The following is a 17923-nucleotide window of genomic DNA, read 5'->3' as shown; positions in this document are numbered from 1 at the left end:
TTGTAACAGACAGAGAAGATTACACCAATTCATTTTTTGTGTTAAAGTATTCTTTATTGGAATAAGTAGGAGGAATATGATGGATATCCATAAATTCGAAGTTTTTCTTGATTTAGCCGAAACAATGAATTTCACCAAAACTGCTGATCGACAATTCACCACCCAAGGAAATATTTCTAAACAGATTCTTTCGTTAGAAACAGAATTAGACGTCAAATTATTCGAACGCGCCCATAGAAAAATCGAATTGACCGAAGCTGGAAGCTTATTGCTCCCATATGTAAAAAATGTCGTAGAACAATACCATGCTATGCAAGAAGTGCTTGAAACCTATACGAAAGACAACAATCTTTCATTAAATATCTTAACGATACCGACAATGATCAATTACCAAGGCTTTTCCAAAATTACCGAATTTTTGAAACGCCATCCTGAATTTACGGTCCAGTTGAAAGAAGTGGAAAGTATCGAACTGACTTATTACGATACAAATGAACATAGTGATACGATCCACTTTGCCAGAAGCTTTCAGGCCCCACCAAGTTCGATTGAGTGGTTGCCTACTGAAACAGACGATTTTGTAGCAGTTCTACCTAAAAATCATCCTTTAGCTAGTAAAAAGAAATTGGATCTAAGCGAACTGAAAAAGGAGAATTTTTTGGTTCTTGGCCCTACTACGAACTTGTATCAACCTGTGCTGGACTTGTGTCGCGAAGCTGGATTTGAACCGAGAATCTCTTATAAAGGATCAAGGATCGACTTGATTATCAATATGATTGCAAATGACATGGGGATTGCTATTGTTATGGAAAAAACAGTCAAAAATCTGTTAAAAGAAAATACTGTGATCCTCCCCATCTCTCCAACAAAAGAAAGTTATCTCGCATTTACGCGTAAAATCGGTGAACATTCTTTGGCTTCAGACACATTTTGGGAGTATTTGAGACAAGAAGAGAACTAAGCCCTTCATTTTCTATCTATCCATCAAAAAAGAGAGCGACTCATGACTTTCGCTCTCTTTCTTGCATCATGTCCTTGTTTCAATGACACCTCTAACATTTCTCGTAGTTCAATAAGAAAGCAGCGATTTTTATGCCAAAAGAACCGTAAGAACATTTCCCTAATCACAAAAAAACGACTAAAAACCCCTAAAAACCTTCAATAGAATTTTTAGGGGTTTTATTCTTTTTCCTATTGTTTACTTAACCGTATCATTGCTGTCGTTCCTACTCCTTCGATACTGCTATAATCAATACGTCCATCATGCAGTTCTAGAATTTTTTTAACCAGTGAAAGTCCTAGCCCATTCCCAGAAATTTGACGACTTGTATCTCCTTGATAAAATTTTTCAAACATTCGATCTCTGGTCTCTTCATTCATTCCTACACCTGAATCGGTCACTTCCAGTACAATCTCTGTGGCTGTCTCAAATAGTTTGATATGAATCTGTCCATTGATTTGATTGTACTTTATGGCGTTATCCATGATATTCAACCACACTTGGTACAAAAACTCTTCATTGCCTGTGTAATTTACTGCAGCAAGTTCGATATCCAATTCTAGCTGTTCTTTTTCCCATTTAGGCTGCAAAAAAACGATTACTTCTCTGATTTGTTCATCTAATCGATACTCTTTCTTTTCCAGTTGGATACGCTGGTTTTCCAGTTTGTTCAATTTTAAGATGTTCTCTGTTAATTGTGAAAGCTGCGTGATACTTTCGATAATCCGATATAAAAATATTTGGCGTTCTTCGTCAGAGAGATTTGGGGCTTGTAACAATTGTACATATCCTTGGATCGTTGCTAATGGTGTTTTGAATTCATGGGATACACTGGACACAAAATCATTCCTCAATGTTTCGATACTATTGAGTTCTTGGACCATAACATTGAAATCCTTATACAGTTGCTGTACTTCTGCTACTTTCTGCTGTTCATCCATTCGAATCGAAAAATCTCCCGTTGCTACCAGACTCATATTTGTCCCTAGCGCACTGATTGGATGCAGGATACGCCGCCCAACAAAAATCGATATTCCTGTACCCACGACCATACTGAACCCCGCAAAGACGAATAACGGGTATAACGTTGGTTTTCCAGCCGATTCAGCAGGCGAGATAGAATGTCGAGACAATAAGAAAATAAAACCAAGAAAACACAGCAGTGTTACTAAGATCGAAATAAATACGATACTAGCAAAATAGATCCATAATTGTGAAAATAGCTTCTTTTTCATCTTTAAATAACCGCCTTATAGCCTAGTCCCCGTACTGTGATGATTTGAAAATCTTCTGTCTTTTCAAAACGGGTCCTTAAACGTTTGATATGTACATCGATCGTTCGTTCTTCTGTATTCGTGTCTAATCCCCAAATATCGTCCATCAACTGCTGGCGAGTGAAAATCTTGTTTGGATAAGACAGTAATTTATACAGAAGCAGAAATTCTTTTTGAGGCAGAATAAAAGAATGCTGATTTTGTACCACAGTATAAGTATCCAGCTCTAATTTTGTTTGCCCAATCGTCAAGATACTGCTGTAATTGATTTTTGAACGTCGAAGCAATGCTTCCACACGCAGGATCATTTCATTGACATCGATGGGTTTTGTCATATAATCATCTGCACCTAATTTGAACCCACGTTTCTTGTCCTCGAAATCAGCCTTTGCTGTAATCATCAGAACTGGCATGTCGAATCTGGCGTTACGTAATGATCCTACCAAGTCATAGCCATCCATTTCAGGCATCATGACATCTGTAATGATCAATTCTATATGTCTCGCTTCTAGTTTTTTCAGCGCATCCTCTCCATTCAGTGCGGTGATGACTGAAAAGCCCGCTCGTTCCAACACAGAACGGTAAAGCAACTGTAATTGCGGATCATCTTCTACTACTAAAATACGATTCATTGATCTCCCTCTGTTTTTTGAAAAATTTCTAGATTTTTTCTTGTAGTTCATCTTCAGTTAACATTTATTTCGTATACTACGATCATTGTTCTGATATACTTATTAGTATACCGAATATTTCAATACGGGAGAAGGGTGATTATGCTTCAATTAAAAGATATAAAAAAATATTATAAAGTCGGCGAAACCACCACCAAAGCATTGGATGGTGTGTCTGTCGCTTTCAGACAAAAAGAATTCGTAGCGATTTTAGGTCCTAGTGGTTCTGGTAAAACGACTATGCTGAATGTGATTGGTGGACTAGATAATTATGATTCCGGTGATATGGTAATCAACGGAAAGTCTACTAAAGACTTTAAGGACAGTGACTGGGATGCCTACCGAAACAACTCTATCGGTTTCATTTTTCAAAGTTACAACTTGATTGGTCATCTAGGCATTATTGAAAACGTTGAACTTGGGATGACATTAAGTGGTGTTTCTAAAGACGAAAAACGAAAACGGGCAGAAGATGCATTGCACCGGGTCGGCTTGACAGATCATATGCATAAAAAGCCAAATCAGTTATCTGGTGGACAAATGCAGCGAGTGGCCATCGCTCGAGCACTAGCCAATGACCCAGATATCCTTTTGTGCGATGAACCAACCGGAGCGTTAGATACAGAAACAAGTATCCAGATCATGGAATTGATCCAAGAGTTATCGAAAGAAAAATTAGTGATCATGGTCACACATAATCCTGAACTGGCCCATCAATACGCAGATCGGATCATTGAATTTTCTGATGGTAAGATCTTAACAGATTCCCATCCTCACATCGAACGACCAAAAGATGATCAATTTAACTTACGCAGAACAAAGATGAGTTTTTGGACAGCGTTGAAGCTTTCCTTCAACAATATCCGAACAAAAAAAGGACGTACTTTCTTGACCTCCTTTGCTTCCAGTATTGGGATCATCGGAATCGCGATCGTTCTGTCCCTTTCTTCTGGATTCCAAAAACAAATCGATAACACGCAAGCTGAAACGATGGCGAAATTTCCGATTACTATTTCTAAGGTAACGACTAACCAGACTCGTGACGATGCCGGATTGGGTGCAAGCAAAGCGGATTATCCAGACAGCAAAACGATTACTGCAAAAGTCAGCGAAGAAGATAAAGCACAGCACACGAATAAGATTGATCAAACATACGTCGATTACGTAACAGACATCGATCCTAACTTAAGTAATAATATCGGATTTACCCGTACTACAGGAATCAATCTTTTACGTGATGTAAATGGCAAAGTACAGCCTGTCAGCTTCTCGAATCAAAATCCTGATACGGAATCTCTTTCTTTATCTAGTACGATGTCAGCAATGACAGGTGTGGGAGTGTCAAGTTTCCCTACACAGCTTGACACTAGCAAAGAAAACTTTTTAAAAGACAATTATTCTTTACTTGCCGGAAGTTATCCAGCCTCAGCAACAGATGTCGTGCTGATCGTAGACGGCAATAATAATACTAATATCAACGCATTGAAGAATCTTGGATTTGATGTGAAAGAAGACGAAAAACTTGATTTTGATGATATCGTTGGTACAACATTCAAATTAGTAAACAACAATACTTACTATACAAAACTTCCAACTGGGAATTTTATCCCTAATACAGATTATGATGCGATGTATCAGAATGCTTCTGATGAATTGAAGATCTCGGGGATCCTACGCGTGAAATCTTCTTCTACAATGAATCTCTTATCTCCAGGAATCGCTTATAGCGATCAATTAACGACTCAAATCGTCAACGAAAACAAAGAATCAGAAATCGTCAAAGCTCAAAGAGACAGTGATGTAAATGTCTTAACTACTGAAAAAGTTGACGAAAATGCCAAACAAACATTGCTTAGTTATTTAGGTGGAGACAGCTTGCCTTCAAGTATCATGATTTATCCGAACAATTTTGAAGACAAAGAAAAGATCTTGGATTATCTAGATGATTACAATAAAGGCAAATCAGATGAAGATAAAATCATTTATACTGATTTAGCTGGAACGATGACTGAACTGACTGGCGGATTGATGGATGCTATCACTTATGTCCTTATTGCTTTTGCAGGGATCTCTTTAGTAACAAGTATGATCATGATCAGTATCATTACTTATACATCTGTGATTGAACGGACAAAAGAAATCGGTGTACTAAAAGCTTTAGGTGCACGTAAAAAAGACATCACTCGCGTATTTGACGCAGAAACGTGTATTTTAGGTATTTCTTCTGGGATATTAGGTGTGTTTATTGCATGGCTAGCTACGTTCCCTATCAATAGCATCTTATACAACATGACGGATCTAAAAAATGTTGCTCAACTAAATCCTGTCCATGCGATTATTCTAGTGATCGTCTCTACTATATTGACGATGCTTGGCGGTCATCTTCCTGCACGAATGGCAGCGAAAAAAGACGCCGCTATCGCTTTGCGTGCAGAATAAGGTTGTGACAACCACATTTAGATTTGAGTCATAAGAGCGCTGAAATAGTAGAAAACAGCAAGAAACGAGGAAGTAATATGTTCCTTGTTTCGCGCTGTTTTTTTTAATTATTTTTTATAATTCTGGTATACTTTTCTTTCCTTTGTACCACAACTCTTCTGGCGTATACCTGTCTTTTCCATTTATGAATACTGTTCCATCTGCTTCAATCGTTACTTCAGTCCCAATCCACATATTACGAGAAAGTGCGAGAAGATTTTTTCTTTTTCCTCTTCCTTTTTTTCCAAATTGCAAGGCATCGGTTATCTCTTCTGTCCAATGAGATTTCACGTATTTTACTTCTCCGTTTTCAAATGTAACTTTCAAAATATTCGCTATATTTTCCACTTTTACTGCTTTAGGAAATGACTCCTCCATTTTTTTCACTTTCCTTCCTCCAACACTAAGTATGCGCTTTCTTTTAGTGATAAGTATATCATAGTTTATTCTATTATCAAAAAAACGCATCCATTCCATTGTAGAATACTTTACCGAACAAGTTGAATTGTTTTCCTCTTTTTCACCTTTTACTATAGATAGGTAAAGACAACTAAGGAGGAATCTCTCATGACAGATCAACCGTATGATTTAAGAAAAGTCATCGAAGAACTAAAAACACTTCCAGGTCAATATCACGAAACAGATATTGAAATCGATCCTGAAGCAGAATTATCTGGTGTTTACCGTTATATCGGTGCTGGCGGTACAGTAAAACGTCCGACTCAAGAAGGACCAGCTATGACTTTCAACAATATCAAAGGTTTCCCCGGCACACGTGTGAACATCGGAACAATGGCTAGTCGTAAACGTGTAGGTGAAATTTTGCACCATGATTATCGAACACTTGGTCGTTTCTTGAAAGACGCTGTAGAAAATCCAATCAAACCTGTGAAAGTAGACAAAGCAGACGCTCCAGCACAAGAAGTCGTTCATCTAGCTACCGATGCAGACTTCGATATTCGCAACATTTTGCCTGCACCTACAAATACTCCTGAAGATGCTGGTCCATACATCACAATGGGTGTAGTCTTAGGATCAGATCCAGAAAAAACAATGAGCGATGTAACGATCCATCGTATGGTTCTAGAAGATAAAGATACGATCGGTATGTACATCATGCCTGGCGGACGCCACATTGGTCACTTCCAAAAACAATTCGAAGCCTTGAATAAACCAATGCCTATCACTATCAATATTGGTTTAGATCCAGCAATTGCCATTGGCACGACTTTCGAACCACCTACCACTCCACTTGGCTACCATGAACTATGGTGTGCAGGAGCTTTGCGTAACGAACCTATTCAAATCGTTGATGGTATAGCAGTCGATGAAGTGGGTATTGCTCGTGCTGAATTCATCATTGAAGCAGAAATCATGCCAAATGAAACAATGCAAGAAGATATCAACACGAACTCAGGAAAAGCAATGCCAGAATTTCCTGGCTATACTGGGGATGCTAATCCAGCTGTACAAGTAGTGAAAGTCAAAGCAGTTACTCACCGAAAAGACAATCCAATCATGCAAACAACGATTGGTCCCAGTGAAGAACACGTATCTATGGCCGGTATTCCTACAGAAGCAAGTATTCTTGCCTTGGTCGATAAAGCTATTCCAGGAAAAGTAGTAAATGTCTACAATCCTCCTGCAGGTGGTGGTAAATTGATGACCATCATGCAAATCCGTAAAGAAAACGAAGCGGATGAAGGTATTCAGCGTCAAGCAGCTATTCTTGCTTTATCAGCCTTCAAAGAATTGAAGACAGTCATTTTAGTCGATGAAGATGTTGATATTTTCGACATGAACGATGTAGTTTGGACTTTCAACACTCGTTTCCAAGGAGATAAAGATATCATCGTGATCCCAGGAATGAGGAACCATCCATTGGACCCATCAGAATTACCAGAATATAATCCTGGCTCTATTCGTTTCCGTGGGATGAGTGCAAAAACTATCTTTGACGGTACAGTTCCTTTCGATATGAAAGAACATTTTGTACGTGCAAAATTCCAAGAAGTAGAAGATTGGGAAAAATATTTGAAATAATGAATGATCTGCAACTGTTTTGACATCATAAAAAGGAGTGCGGAAAATGGAACAATTGGCACAACGGAAGAAAAAAATCGTGATTGGTGTAAGTGGCGCTTCAGGCACCATTTATGCCATCAACCTAGTGAAGAAACTAAAAGAATATCCGATGGTAGAAACACACGGAATCATCAGTCCATGGGCAAAACAGAACTTAAAGCTGGAATCCGACTTATCACTAACTGAATTCGAAAGCCTGTTTGATTACCATTATTCAAACAAAGATTTAGGTGCTGCTGTCGCCAGCGGATCATTTTTGACCGATGGAATGATCATCGTACCGGCAAGTATGAAAACAGTCGCAGGTATCTCTGTTGGTTTAGGCGACAACCTGATTGCACGTGCTGCTGATGTAACAATGAAGGAGCAACGAAAGTTAGTCATTGTTCCTCGTGAAACGCCATTAAATGCCATTCACTTGGAAAACTTGACTAAATTAGCACGACTAGGTGTGCAAATCATACCACCAATTCCTGCTTTTTATAATCAGCCTCAAACGATCCAAGATCTTGTTAATCACCATACAATGAAACTTTTGGATCAATTTGGAATTGTAAATGAGCATTCAAAACGTTGGCAGGGTGATTAATATGGAAAAAGAAACGATAGTTGAAGTAACCAAACTAGGTTTCACGATCCAAGCTGCTGTTAAAGTAATCGGTAAAGACTTATTGATCACTTTAACAGGCGGAGATACACCACATATCGGAACAGTCACTACATTTTCTCGTGATACAGAGATGCAAACTGTACGTTTCCCTAGCCACGATGGTCGGTTCCATAAAGACGATGTCTTAGCCGAAAAAATAGCTGTGATCATCAAAACTGCCGTTCCGGGAAGTTGTACGATCACTTCCGGTATCCATGTTGACCATATCTCCAATGCACAAATCAACGCCTCTTTTCCGATGTCAGAAGAGTTAGGTTACAAGATTTTAGATTGGTTGGAAAAAATAGATTTCCATATCAAAGAACCAGTTTATTATAAAGATGGTGAAAAACCATTATGAAAGAAGAGGTTGTGAAATCAGCGTTATGACCTGAGTATGAGAGAAAAAAATGGAAAAATAGCTTCTCATATTTTGCCGTTTTTGAGCTAATACCGAGGGACAGCTGATTGAACGCCGTTTATCAAGAGGTTGTGATAAAGCCGCTTCGTTTCGAGTAGTAAGAAAAATTTTGTAAACATGGGTTTCCACATTTTTGCATAAATTTGACTTACTACCGAGAAACTGGCTTTTGAACACCGTTTATCAAGAGGTTGTGACACGTCTTTTGTCACAACCTCTTTTATTTTTGCTTCACTGTAACTGCTACAATATCACCGATTTCTTTACCGATGTTTTTACGAATATCTTTTCGTAGTCCAAGGATGTAGCAGACTGAACCATCTGGATTTTTCACACCCATATTCACGATACTGCCTTCATACGGCACATTGTCAAAAGTTGCTTGGACTTTAACTCTTCCAGCACCGAATTCTTTTCTTATATCATACGGAAAAATAATATATGCCCCGCCCTTGCCGACTTCGGAAGCATAGATTTTTGATTCAAAAGAATAAATTTCCCTCATTTTATTTCTCCTATTTTTTACATCTAGTATAGCATAGCAAAAAAAAGAAGGAACTGTGACAAAAGTCTTGTCGCAGTTCCTTTTTTCGAATAAACGGTGTTCTCCTGCCAACTCCTCGGTCACAAGTCACAATATTCAACAAACATGAGAAGCTGTTTTTTGAAATTGCTCCTTGTGACTCAGAGTTAAACGGCAGGCTCACAACCTCTTCCTTAAACGGTGTTCAAAAGCTTGCATCTACGGCACTAAGCCCAATCAGATGAAAAATATGGAGTGCTATTTTTATCTGATTGTTCTTACTGCTTGATGCAGAGCAGCTTTTTCACAACCTCCTACATGGTGTTCAAAATATTATTCGCCTTTTGCTTCTTTCACTAATTTTGCGAATGCTTGTTGTTGGAATTCAGCAGCTAAGGCTTTCGTACGTTGTTCTTGCTCTGCTTTGCTCATTTTTGGATTTTCAGTCATTGCTTTTACCATACCGTCTTGAACATAAGCTTTTGCTTCACTTTCCATCGTACTTTGCTGTTTCTTCACTAATTCAGCTAACTTGGCTGCTTGGTCCGTACTTAATTCTACCCATGTCTCTGGGATTTTGAATGTATTCACTCGGCTGTCATATTCGTGATTGTTATCAGCAATATTGAACCAGAATTTATACATGTCGTTTTTGTATTCCCAATAAGTAGTTTTCGTCACTTTTTCAGCATCGCCGTCTGTCTTTTCTACTTTATTTGTTTCGTTATCCGTACCAGTTGCTTTTGGTTTTTCTTGTTTTTCATTTGTTCGGTAAAGATACACTTTTTCTTTTCCATTCCCTAAAGCTTTATACAAAAGCATATCTGCTCCTTGGGAATCAGCACTGGAAACAATTTTTTCTGTTTTTGTTTCCGTTACTTTTTCCATTCCAAAGTGATTGGACAAATTAGCGACGATCAAACTTAGTGAAGCGACGAAGATTAGTCCGAAAATCAAAGATAAAAAGGTTTGCCATGTTTTTTTAGCGAACACGTTCGTTAAAGCAAAAGCAAGCAAGCTGACAATCAAAACTCCAATAATCATGCATTATCCCCCGCTTTCGTTAGAACAGGTTCTTTTTTCTTCAATAAAAAGGCAATAATAAAGCCAAGGATCCCAAAGATGATCGCTACGATAAACGCGGCATGGTAACCTGACAGTGTGGCATTGATTGCCTGATCTTTATAAGCTAATGGTGTATTATCCAATACAGATTTGCTTGGGATATTTGCTTTTGTCACATTCGTCAACACACTGATCAAAATAGCTGTACCAATCGAGCTTGCGATTTGACGGAATGTATTATTTACCGCTGTCCCGTGACTGATCAAGTTATTTGGCAATGCATTCATACCAGAAGTCGTTACCGGCATCATGACCATGGAGATCCCAAACATACGGATCGCATAAAGGATCACGATATATAAAACTGGAGTCGTTTTTGTCAAGAAAGCAAATGGTGCAGTTGCGGCTGTCAAAATGAACATCCCTGTGATGGCTAAACGTTTCGCGCCATATTTATCGAAAATCGCACCCGTAACAGGCATCATAGCCCCCATGATCAATGCACCCGGCAACAACATCAAGCCAGAATGGAATGCTGATTCTCCACGAATATTTTGAATATACAATGGTACGACCATTTCTGCCCCTACCATCGCCATATTTGTTACACCAGCTAAAACAGCGGCAATCGTGAATGTAGATGATTTGAATACGCGAAGTTCCAAGAATGGATGTTCCAAATGTAATTGACGCCATGAGAACAAGGCGATGAAAATCACACCAACAACTAAGAAACCAATTACTTTCAAGCTTCCCCAGCCGTCATCTCCTACACTAGAAAATCCGTAAAGTAAACTACCGAATCCAATCGTTGATAAAATAGCGGATAAAATATCAATGCTAGGATTTGACAATGGAATAACACTTTTCATTAGGAAGAATGCTAAAACCAAGACAAGAACAACGATTGGCAGTACCATACCAAACAAGTCACGCCAATGGTAGTTATCAATGATATAACCAGATAATGTAGGGCCTAAAGCAGGAGCAAGTCCAATAACGATCCCTGACATCCCCATTGCTGATCCTCTTTTTTCTGGCGGGAAAATAGATAGCATGATATTTTGCAATAATGGCATCGATACTCCCACACCGCAAGCTTGGATCAAGCGACCGATTAGTAATGTACTAAAATTAGGTGCTGTAAAGCAAGTAATTGTTCCGATCAAAAAGATCGTCATGGCAGAAAGATATAAATTTCTTGAACTGAATTTATTGATCAGCCATGCTGTTATTGGGATCATGATCCCGTTGACTAGCAAGAAACCAGTCGTTAACCATTGCACATCAGACGCTGAAATATCGAAAGCTTTCATCAATGTAGGAAAAGCTGTCGTCAATAAGGTCTGATTCAAAACGGTACAAAATGTACCAATTAATAAGACAACAACTAAAAGTGTCCGATTATATGGTTTTCCGTAAATATCTACGGGTTGGTTGTTACTCATATTTCTCCTTCTTTCTGAATTTTTTCTGAAACTACTAGAATACTTTAGTCCTAAATTCGCTATTTGTCAACCTACTTGACACATAAGTTAATACGGATATAATTAAGGGAAGCAAGAGGACAAAAGGAGTGACAAAAATGGTTGGGGCTTCCCTTAAACGTTTGTTGGAAAATGATCAATTGGTTGTTGGCATCAGTGAATTAAGTGATATCGTAGGTGTGTCTCCACGTCAATTAAGGTATTGGGAACAAAAGGGATTCATTCGTTCGATCGAAGCTGATGCGAATTGTCCTAGAAAATATCGTTTACCTACAGTCATAAAAGTAGAACTGATCAAAAAATATTTAGATGACGGATTTACTTTGTCAAAAGCTGCAGAAAAGGCAGAAATCCGCCAAAAGAAAATGCACCATGTCCGTAAAGTTTTTTCAAAAGCAATCAAAGATATCGAATTGATCGACGAACGCTATACGATTTTACAAATCGGTAACTTCAAAGAAGAGAATGCTAAGATGTACATCATTCATGACAACGAGACAGACGAATTAACTTACAAGCTCCTTCCTGTCGATGAAAAAGCTGACTACGAACAGTTGTTAAAAGAACTCTAAACGCCACTAATCTCCTAAGTACCAAGCTTTTTAATAAGTAGATGCTACATAAATACTTGAAAAAAGGCCTGTTTGAACATAAGAATATCCGAACGGTGATCTGCGTTTCTTTCATATAGAAAGGAATTCTCCATCACTGTTCGGATATTTTTTTATTTTTTTCGGTTACTTTCTTCTAATACATCTGTTAGCCAATTTGCATATTCTGTTTCCCGATTGATCGCATGCGCTAAAATCAGGTAGTGTCCGTAATTTTCATGTTTTTCTTTTTCAGTAGGAAAGATCGTTTTTTTTCGCTCTAATAGATGAAGTCGTTTTTCTTCATGAAGGTCACGCTGCTGCTGAATAATTTCTACTAATGCCGGATCATTCACGTCTTTGACGAAATACAATTTCAGAACAAATTCGTCTCGATTAACCGGTAGTTCATTGGTGGGTGTATGAATCCACTCTGCCAATTGTTCCTTCCCTTCTTCTGTTAATTCATAAACTTTCTTTTCCAATTTTTCACCTGTGATCTCTACTTGATGCTGAATGATTCCTTGCTCTTCCATTTTTGCAAGTTCAGGATAAATCTGACTATGTTTTACTTGCCAAAATTCTCCTATTTCATTTTTGAACGATTGATTCAATTCATATCCTGTCATCTTCTTCTTACTTAATAACCCTAACAAAATATATCGAAGTGTATTTTTTCTTGCCATCAGTTTTCCCTCCTTGACAAATCTTTAAATCCATTCTATCATAAATGAGTAATCGAAAACATGTAGTTTATTACATGTTTTAATTTATAAGGAGATGCTTAAACATGAAAGAATTTAAAGAATTGGAAGATTTTATTGGAACTCACTTTATCTATACGTATGACAATGGTTGGGAATATGAATGGTATGCCAAAAATGACCATACTGTTGATTACCGTATCCATGGCGGAATGGTCAAAGGCCGTTGGGTAAAAGACCAAGAAGCTGATATCGTTAAATTGACGGACGGCGTATTCAAAATCACTTGGACAGAGCCAACAGGGACAGACGTTGCATTGGACTTTATGCCAAATGAAAAGAAACTTCACGGAATGATCTTTTTCCCTAAATGGGTTGAAGAACATCCAGAAATCACTGTTACTTTCCAAAACGAACATATCGCAGAAATGGAAGCAGCACGTGAAAAATATGAAACTTATCCAAAATTACTTGTTCCTGAATTTGCTACGATCACTTATATGGGTGATGCAGGTATAGATAATGAAGATGTTATTAGCGAAGAACCATATGATGGAATGCCAGATGATATCCGTAGCGGAAAATATTTCGATGAAAATTATAAACGAGTAAAATAAGGTTGTGAAAGAGAGGTTGTGAAATCAGCGTTCTGACCTGAGTATTAGAGAAAGAAACGGAAAAATAGTTCCTCATATTTTGCCGTTTTTTGAGCTAATACCGAGGGTCAGCTGATTGAACACCGTTTAAGAAAGAGGTTGTGACAGAAGTGGTCAGCTTCAAGAAATAAGAAGGAATTTACGGAAATTGCTTCTCAAATTTTTGTAAAATTTCGGCTTATTTCCGAAGAAGCTACTTTTGGAACACCGTGAATCAGAGGTTGTGAAAAAGCTGTTCTGCATCAAGTAATAAGAACAGCCAAATAAAAATAGCTCCCCATATTTTGTGTTTGGTTGGGCTTATTACCGCAGATGCAAGCTTTTGAACACTGTTTATCAAAGGTCGTAACAACTGCATATTCACACAGTTAAATTAGTGACTTCAAAATGAAATAATGCTCCCAGCAAAAAATTAGGCTGGGAGCATTATTTCGTTATTCTGTTCATCAAAAATCAGCGTTTTGATTCCATTTCATCACAAGTTCCTCCTCATTTACTGCTTCATCTTTTTGCTGTGTTTGAATTGTAAAACCTTGTGAAAGATAGAAATGAATAGCTGATTGATTTTTTTGATAGACTGTCAAAGTCAGTGTTTTATTGGTTTCTTTTATTTTTTTCATTAGTTGCGTACCGATTCTTTGTTGCCGGTATTCCCTTTTCACAAAGATTCCTGCGATAAACTGATCAATCACCCCAGCAAAACCAATAATTTCTTGATCTATTTCTGCTAAGTAAATCACTGCATCTGGTAAAGCTTTCCTAACAGATTCTACTTGATTCTCCCAATAAGTTGATGGAATGAATTCATGAGAATCCAAGTTAGCATGTAGCCAAATCGATAGAACAGATTCCAGCTCTTTGGCAGACAATTTTGTTGTTGTGCGGATCATTTTTTCTCTCCTTACTTATTCATTGATTTTAAAATAAAAACCATTTTTTTGAAGCTCTTTTACAAGTTTTCGCCCCTCAAAAAAGTATATCTTCTCTTGTTTTACTTTTCTAATACCAAAAGAAACAGCAACTTTAGGATCATCAGCTGAAACGATTCGATAAGTTCCACCAGGCAATTGATCCAGCTTGACTTTCCCATGATGGTCGCTTTGTACTGAAAACGGCACACCATTTCTAGTAAGTGTTTTTTTCTTATGTTTCAAAATGAATGAACTACCATTTACCGGTTTCCCTGACGAATCACTAATAATAAATGAAAAATCAAGCACTTTTTTACTTAATCTATACTGATAGATTAGTCGTCCGATAAACACTAACAGTATGACTACAGCTATTATCGTTCCTGCAAGAATAAACCATTGCCGCATGGTTCTTTCCTGATTTCCTTTTCCTTCTTCTTTTTTTACCGATTCGTTATAAGGAATCCGATGTCCTGTCACTAGCAAACGATGCGTGTTGATCATATACGGCGTACATGTAAGCAAGGTAACTAAGTCTTCTCCTTCTGCAATCGTTAGAACAGACGTGTCATCTGGCAGTACCACTTGTATATTTTTAACTTGATAAGCCAATTTCTCCCCCAAAACAGTCAAAATAAACGTGTCTCCGTTTTCTAAACGATCTAATTCGGTAAATAACCGTCGATTAGGTAAACCGCTGTGAGCAGAGATCACTGAATGCGTCGAATTTCCACCAAGCGGGAAAGAGGTTCCTTGCAAGACGCCTGCTCCATTTTCAAGGATCCTACCATTGAGCCGATCATAAAGTGAAATATTTAATTGGATCTTAGGTATATTGATACTTCCGATCAGCCATTCCTCTAATTGGCTGGATGTTGTACTTTCATTTCTGTTCTTTTCATTGAAAGGATCAGTACCAGGATTGAATCCTTGGTCAGTTAATCGTTGGTTTTTCTCCTCCATTTTCTTTCGCTGCACTTCAATTTCAGCTGCGGTCCGTTTTTGTACTTGTTCGATACGTTTTTGATCAATAAAACTATTTAAAGAATCCACATAAAATGGATATAAAGCGATCAGTAACCCTACGACGATACATATTAATAAAAACAAACGAAACAAAAGTCGACGAGACTGTTTTTGCTTACTCTGCTTCACATGTGTCCTCCCTTGCAAGTTTTTTTGTTCTTTCTTTTATTATATGGGTTCAGGAAAAAAATAGAAAATGAAAGCCGATGAGGTTGTGAAAAAGCTGTCCTACATCAAGTAATAAGTACAGCCAAAAAAAATAGCTACTCATATTTTTTGTTGGGTTGGGCTTATTACCGCAGATGCAAGCTTTTGAACACCGTTTAAGGAAGAGGTTGTGAAAACTGCGTTATGCTTTGAGTAATAAGAGCGCTAGTCAGAAAATAGCTTCTCATATTTTCTAGGCTAGTGAGCTTATTACCGAGAAGCAGCTGATTGAACACCGTTTACCGAAAGGTCATGAAAAAGCTACTTTGTTTCGAGTATTAAGAAAAATTCTGTTTCAAAACAAGGAGATGCAACAAAACTTATGTCGCATCCTCTCTCCTTAGAACTTTCACTTATGTTTTTCTTGTAAAATTCATAAATATTTTCATGAATTTTCTAATTTCTTGCCTACCTCTCGCATAGGATATATGATGAATTTATCTAAAGTTTGCAAAGGAGTTCGACAATTGAAAAAATATGGCCCATTTTTAGCAATTTTTTTCATTGCTTTGGCATTTCTCATGCCTCATTTATTCACACATAAACTAATTTTGGGTGCTGATGCCCCATTCCATTACAATCGGTTCTATGATGCCGCGCAACAAATTAAATATGGGGATTTCCATTATTTTCCTTCCCTTTATGGATTCCAGCAAAGTGGCAGGATCGTGAATGCCGTTTACGGCCCATTTTTCGCTTATTTACAAGGATTGATCGTGTTGCTTGCAGGTAGCTGGTTTCATTATCAAATTCTTTCAAATTTCATTCTTTATCTTATTTCAGGATTTTCTATGCTGATTTTACTGAGATATGTCAATATTCGAAATTGGGTAAGTGTACCAGTAGCCGTTTTATTCATGAGTACGTATTCTATTCAATACTGGTCTATCAACCAAGGATTCACTAGCTGGGGGACTTGTTTTTATCCTTTATGTATGATCCCTATTGCTGATTTCGTCCTTCATAAAAAGTTTCCTGTTATCAAAGTCGCTGTCTCAGTGGGACTTATGACACAGATCCATTTACTGTCTTCGATCATGTTAGCTTTGATGTATATCCCTTTTTATCTTTATTACTTTTTTAACCAGACTGAAAAAGGAAAAGCACTGCTTCAACTGATTAAGTCGGTCTTGCTTTATTTTGTTCTGACAGCAAATATTTGGGCAGGATTAGCTATTGTTTACAGTGGGAATAAGATTCTTCCTCCCTTTGTTAACAGAGAAATGAGTCAAAAGGCGATAGATCTGGATGGCAGTTATTGGCTCCATTACCCTAAGGCCTTTCCTATATTGATATTATCAGGTTTTTTGCTTTTTATTTTCTTTCAACAAAAGAACACCTTATTCCAAAAAATCGTGTTGTACACAAGTCTTGTTTTCTTTTTTCTTTCTACTAGCTTGATTCCATGGACGACATTGATCGAAAAAAATGTGCCTTTTATTAGTTTGATCCAGTTTCCATTTCGATTTTTCGTGCCATTTACGCTATTGCTTCTACTTTACCTTGCCCTTTCACTGAACCAGTGGTCTGAACAAAAGTGGTTCCGTCTTTTAAGTATATTTGGCATTCTTATTTTTTCAGCACAGACGATCCAGAACTTATACCAGCATCTGGAAAAGTGGGAAAATGAAACATTTGTCAGTCGACATACTTATCTATTCGATACGCCGGAAGAAGCAAGGAAAACATTCTTCAGCAAAGATATGTCTACCAGCTTGTTCGTTTTCCAAAAAACCACACCTGACTATCTGCCAATCTATAAGGAGACAAAAGACAATAAATACGACCGGTATAACGAAGAAATACTAGAAAACGAAACAACTTTTATAAAAACACATCCAGGCGGTCTTTTGACAATCAAGTGGAAAAACACTGGGGACAAAACTGTTCATATCCCTGTTATCGTCTACGATCGGACTGTGCTACAGCAAAATGGAAAAACATTGACTGATTATGAAGTAACAGATATCGGGACCCCAATCGTGAAGCAGCAAAAAGGAATCAACGAGCTCACGCTTCATTATCAAACGCCAATCTATTTCTATTTCATTCTTTCTCTTACTTTGATTGGCTGGTTTACCTTGCTATGTTTATTTATTTATCATAGATACAAGCATTTACGTGCTTAGGCAAAAGGGATAAATGCATCCGATCAAAAAAAACTCTCCAAACGGTA

The 17923-nt window shown here is 37.7% G+C and carries 17 protein-coding genes; 8 read left to right on the top strand and 9 right to left on the bottom strand.

Going from position 1 to position 17923, the window contains the following annotated elements:
• The first annotated feature begins 79 nt into the window (after positions 1–79).
• A complete protein-coding gene (locus OS139_RS10715) occupies positions 80–961 on the top strand; it encodes a LysR family transcriptional regulator (RefSeq protein ID WP_002331923.1) in 882 nt (293 codons plus the stop codon).
• 230 nt (positions 962–1191) lie between these two features.
• Here the strand turns inward: OS139_RS10715 and OS139_RS10710 are convergent, their stop codons facing one another.
• Positions 1192–2235, bottom strand: a complete 1044-nt coding sequence (locus OS139_RS10710) for a HAMP domain-containing sensor histidine kinase (protein ID WP_002294614.1) — start codon at positions 2233–2235, stop codon at positions 1192–1194.
• A 2-nt stretch (positions 2236–2237) separates the two neighbouring features.
• Positions 2238–2906, bottom strand: coding sequence for a response regulator transcription factor (locus tag OS139_RS10705; RefSeq protein WP_325066915.1), 669 nt, complete (start codon positions 2904–2906; stop codon positions 2238–2240).
• Positions 2907–3047: 141 nt separating this feature from the next.
• Between OS139_RS10705 and OS139_RS10700 the strand changes: the two genes are divergently transcribed.
• Positions 3048–5384 (top strand): ABC transporter ATP-binding protein/permease, encoded by a 2337-nt coding sequence (locus OS139_RS10700; RefSeq protein WP_002297413.1) that lies wholly within the window; start codon positions 3048–3050, stop codon positions 5382–5384.
• Between the two features lie 114 nt (positions 5385–5498).
• On the opposite strand, the gene OS139_RS10695 is transcribed toward OS139_RS10700, so the two are convergent.
• Positions 5499–5810 carry a hypothetical protein gene (locus tag OS139_RS10695; RefSeq protein WP_002296825.1) on the bottom strand — a complete coding sequence of 104 codons (312 nt, stop codon included), beginning with the start codon at positions 5808–5810 and terminating at the stop codon, positions 5499–5501.
• Positions 5811–5990: 180 nt separating this feature from the next.
• Here OS139_RS10695 and OS139_RS10690 point away from each other — a divergent pair, with 180 nt between their 5' ends.
• From OS139_RS10690 to OS139_RS10680, 3 genes are read left to right on the top strand one after another with little or no spacing between them, the layout of a single operon-like run.
• Positions 5991–7466 carry a UbiD family decarboxylase gene (locus OS139_RS10690; RefSeq protein ID WP_002331924.1) on the top strand — a complete coding sequence of 492 codons (1476 nt, stop codon included), beginning with the start codon at positions 5991–5993 and terminating at the stop codon, positions 7464–7466.
• 46 nt (positions 7467–7512) lie between these two features.
• On the top strand, positions 7513–8097 hold the full coding sequence (locus tag OS139_RS10685; RefSeq protein WP_002331925.1) for a UbiX family flavin prenyltransferase: 585 nt from the start codon (positions 7513–7515) through the stop codon (positions 8095–8097).
• A gap of 1 nt (position 8098) precedes the next feature.
• Positions 8099–8518, top strand: a complete 420-nt coding sequence (locus OS139_RS10680) for a prenylated flavin chaperone LpdD (protein WP_002286333.1) — start codon at positions 8099–8101, stop codon at positions 8516–8518.
• Positions 8519–8798: 280 nt separating this feature from the next.
• Here the strand turns inward: OS139_RS10680 and OS139_RS10675 are convergent, their stop codons facing one another.
• The 3 genes from OS139_RS10675 to OS139_RS10665 form a co-directional block, all read right to left on the bottom strand.
• Positions 8799–9083, bottom strand: coding sequence for a DUF1905 domain-containing protein (locus OS139_RS10675; RefSeq protein WP_002286335.1), 285 nt, complete (start codon positions 9081–9083; stop codon positions 8799–8801).
• Between the two features lie 351 nt (positions 9084–9434).
• Complete coding sequence (locus tag OS139_RS10670; RefSeq protein ID WP_002286342.1) at positions 9435–10145, bottom strand: DUF4811 domain-containing protein; 711 nt, start codon at positions 10143–10145, stop codon at positions 9435–9437.
• Positions 10142–11614, bottom strand: coding sequence for an MDR family MFS transporter (locus tag OS139_RS10665; protein WP_002293204.1), 1473 nt, complete (start codon positions 11612–11614; stop codon positions 10142–10144). Before OS139_RS10665 ends, OS139_RS10670 begins: the two co-directional genes overlap by 4 nt.
• A gap of 137 nt (positions 11615–11751) precedes the next feature.
• Between OS139_RS10665 and OS139_RS10660 the strand changes: the two genes are divergently transcribed.
• A complete protein-coding gene (locus OS139_RS10660) occupies positions 11752–12225 on the top strand; it encodes a MerR family transcriptional regulator (protein WP_002286344.1) in 474 nt (157 codons plus the stop codon).
• 152 nt (positions 12226–12377) lie between these two features.
• Here the strand turns inward: OS139_RS10660 and OS139_RS10655 are convergent, their stop codons facing one another.
• Positions 12378–12929: a PadR family transcriptional regulator gene (locus OS139_RS10655; RefSeq protein WP_325066914.1), complete on the bottom strand. Its 552-nt coding sequence runs from the start codon at positions 12927–12929 to the stop codon at positions 12378–12380.
• Positions 12930–13033: 104 nt separating this feature from the next.
• Between OS139_RS10655 and OS139_RS10650 the strand changes: the two genes are divergently transcribed.
• A complete protein-coding gene (locus OS139_RS10650; RefSeq protein WP_002286355.1) occupies positions 13034–13564 on the top strand; it encodes a phenolic acid decarboxylase in 531 nt (176 codons plus the stop codon).
• Positions 13565–14049: 485 nt separating this feature from the next.
• Here the strand turns inward: OS139_RS10650 and OS139_RS10645 are convergent, their stop codons facing one another.
• On the bottom strand, positions 14050–14493 hold the full coding sequence (locus tag OS139_RS10645; protein WP_002286361.1) for a GNAT family N-acetyltransferase: 444 nt from the start codon (positions 14491–14493) through the stop codon (positions 14050–14052).
• A gap of 15 nt (positions 14494–14508) precedes the next feature.
• Complete coding sequence (locus tag OS139_RS10640) at positions 14509–15669, bottom strand: class C sortase (protein ID WP_002307920.1); 1161 nt, start codon at positions 15667–15669, stop codon at positions 14509–14511.
• A 506-nt stretch (positions 15670–16175) separates the two neighbouring features.
• Here OS139_RS10640 and OS139_RS10635 point away from each other — a divergent pair.
• Entirely contained in the window at positions 16176–17876 is a 1701-nt protein-coding gene (locus OS139_RS10635; RefSeq protein ID WP_016628416.1) for a hypothetical protein, read from the top strand.
• The last annotated feature ends 47 nt before the right edge of the window (positions 17877–17923 follow it).

Origin of the sequence: Enterococcus sp. E4-223 (genome assembly GCF_035727065.1) — a bacterium.
GTDB classification, from domain to species: Bacteria; Bacillota; Bacilli; order Lactobacillales; family Enterococcaceae; genus Enterococcus_B; species Enterococcus_B faecium.
The sequence above is the reverse complement of the archived record's forward strand: the minus strand, read 5'-3'. Positions and strand labels throughout refer to the sequence as shown.

Coding starts and splice junctions, on each gene's coding strand:
- OS139_RS10675 (WP_002286335.1), bottom strand. CDS start 9,083: ATGAGGGAAATTTATTCTTTTGAATCAAAAATCTATGCTTCCGAAGTC.
- OS139_RS10635 (WP_016628416.1), top strand. CDS start 16,176: ATGATGAATTTATCTAAAGTTTGCAAAGGAGTTCGACAATTGAAAAAA.
- OS139_RS10715 (WP_002331923.1), top strand. CDS start 80: ATGGATATCCATAAATTCGAAGTTTTTCTTGATTTAGCCGAAACAATG.
- OS139_RS10670 (WP_002286342.1), bottom strand. CDS start 10,145: ATGATTATTGGAGTTTTGATTGTCAGCTTGCTTGCTTTTGCTTTAACG.
- OS139_RS10710 (WP_002294614.1), bottom strand. CDS start 2,235: ATGAAAAAGAAGCTATTTTCACAATTATGGATCTATTTTGCTAGTATC.
- OS139_RS10650 (WP_002286355.1), top strand. CDS start 13,034: ATGAAAGAATTTAAAGAATTGGAAGATTTTATTGGAACTCACTTTATC.
- OS139_RS10680 (WP_002286333.1), top strand. CDS start 8,099: ATGGAAAAAGAAACGATAGTTGAAGTAACCAAACTAGGTTTCACGATC.
- OS139_RS10645 (WP_002286361.1), bottom strand. CDS start 14,493: ATGATCCGCACAACAACAAAATTGTCTGCCAAAGAGCTGGAATCTGTT.
- OS139_RS10705 (WP_325066915.1), bottom strand. CDS start 2,906: ATGAATCGTATTTTAGTAGTAGAAGATGATCCGCAATTACAGTTGCTT.
- OS139_RS10665 (WP_002293204.1), bottom strand. CDS start 11,614: ATGAGTAACAACCAACCCGTAGATATTTACGGAAAACCATATAATCGG.
- OS139_RS10690 (WP_002331924.1), top strand. CDS start 5,991: ATGACAGATCAACCGTATGATTTAAGAAAAGTCATCGAAGAACTAAAA.
- OS139_RS10655 (WP_325066914.1), bottom strand. CDS start 12,929: ATGGCAAGAAAAAATACACTTCGATATATTTTGTTAGGGTTATTAAGT.
- OS139_RS10660 (WP_002286344.1), top strand. CDS start 11,752: ATGGTTGGGGCTTCCCTTAAACGTTTGTTGGAAAATGATCAATTGGTT.
- OS139_RS10685 (WP_002331925.1), top strand. CDS start 7,513: ATGGAACAATTGGCACAACGGAAGAAAAAAATCGTGATTGGTGTAAGT.
- OS139_RS10700 (WP_002297413.1), top strand. CDS start 3,048: ATGCTTCAATTAAAAGATATAAAAAAATATTATAAAGTCGGCGAAACC.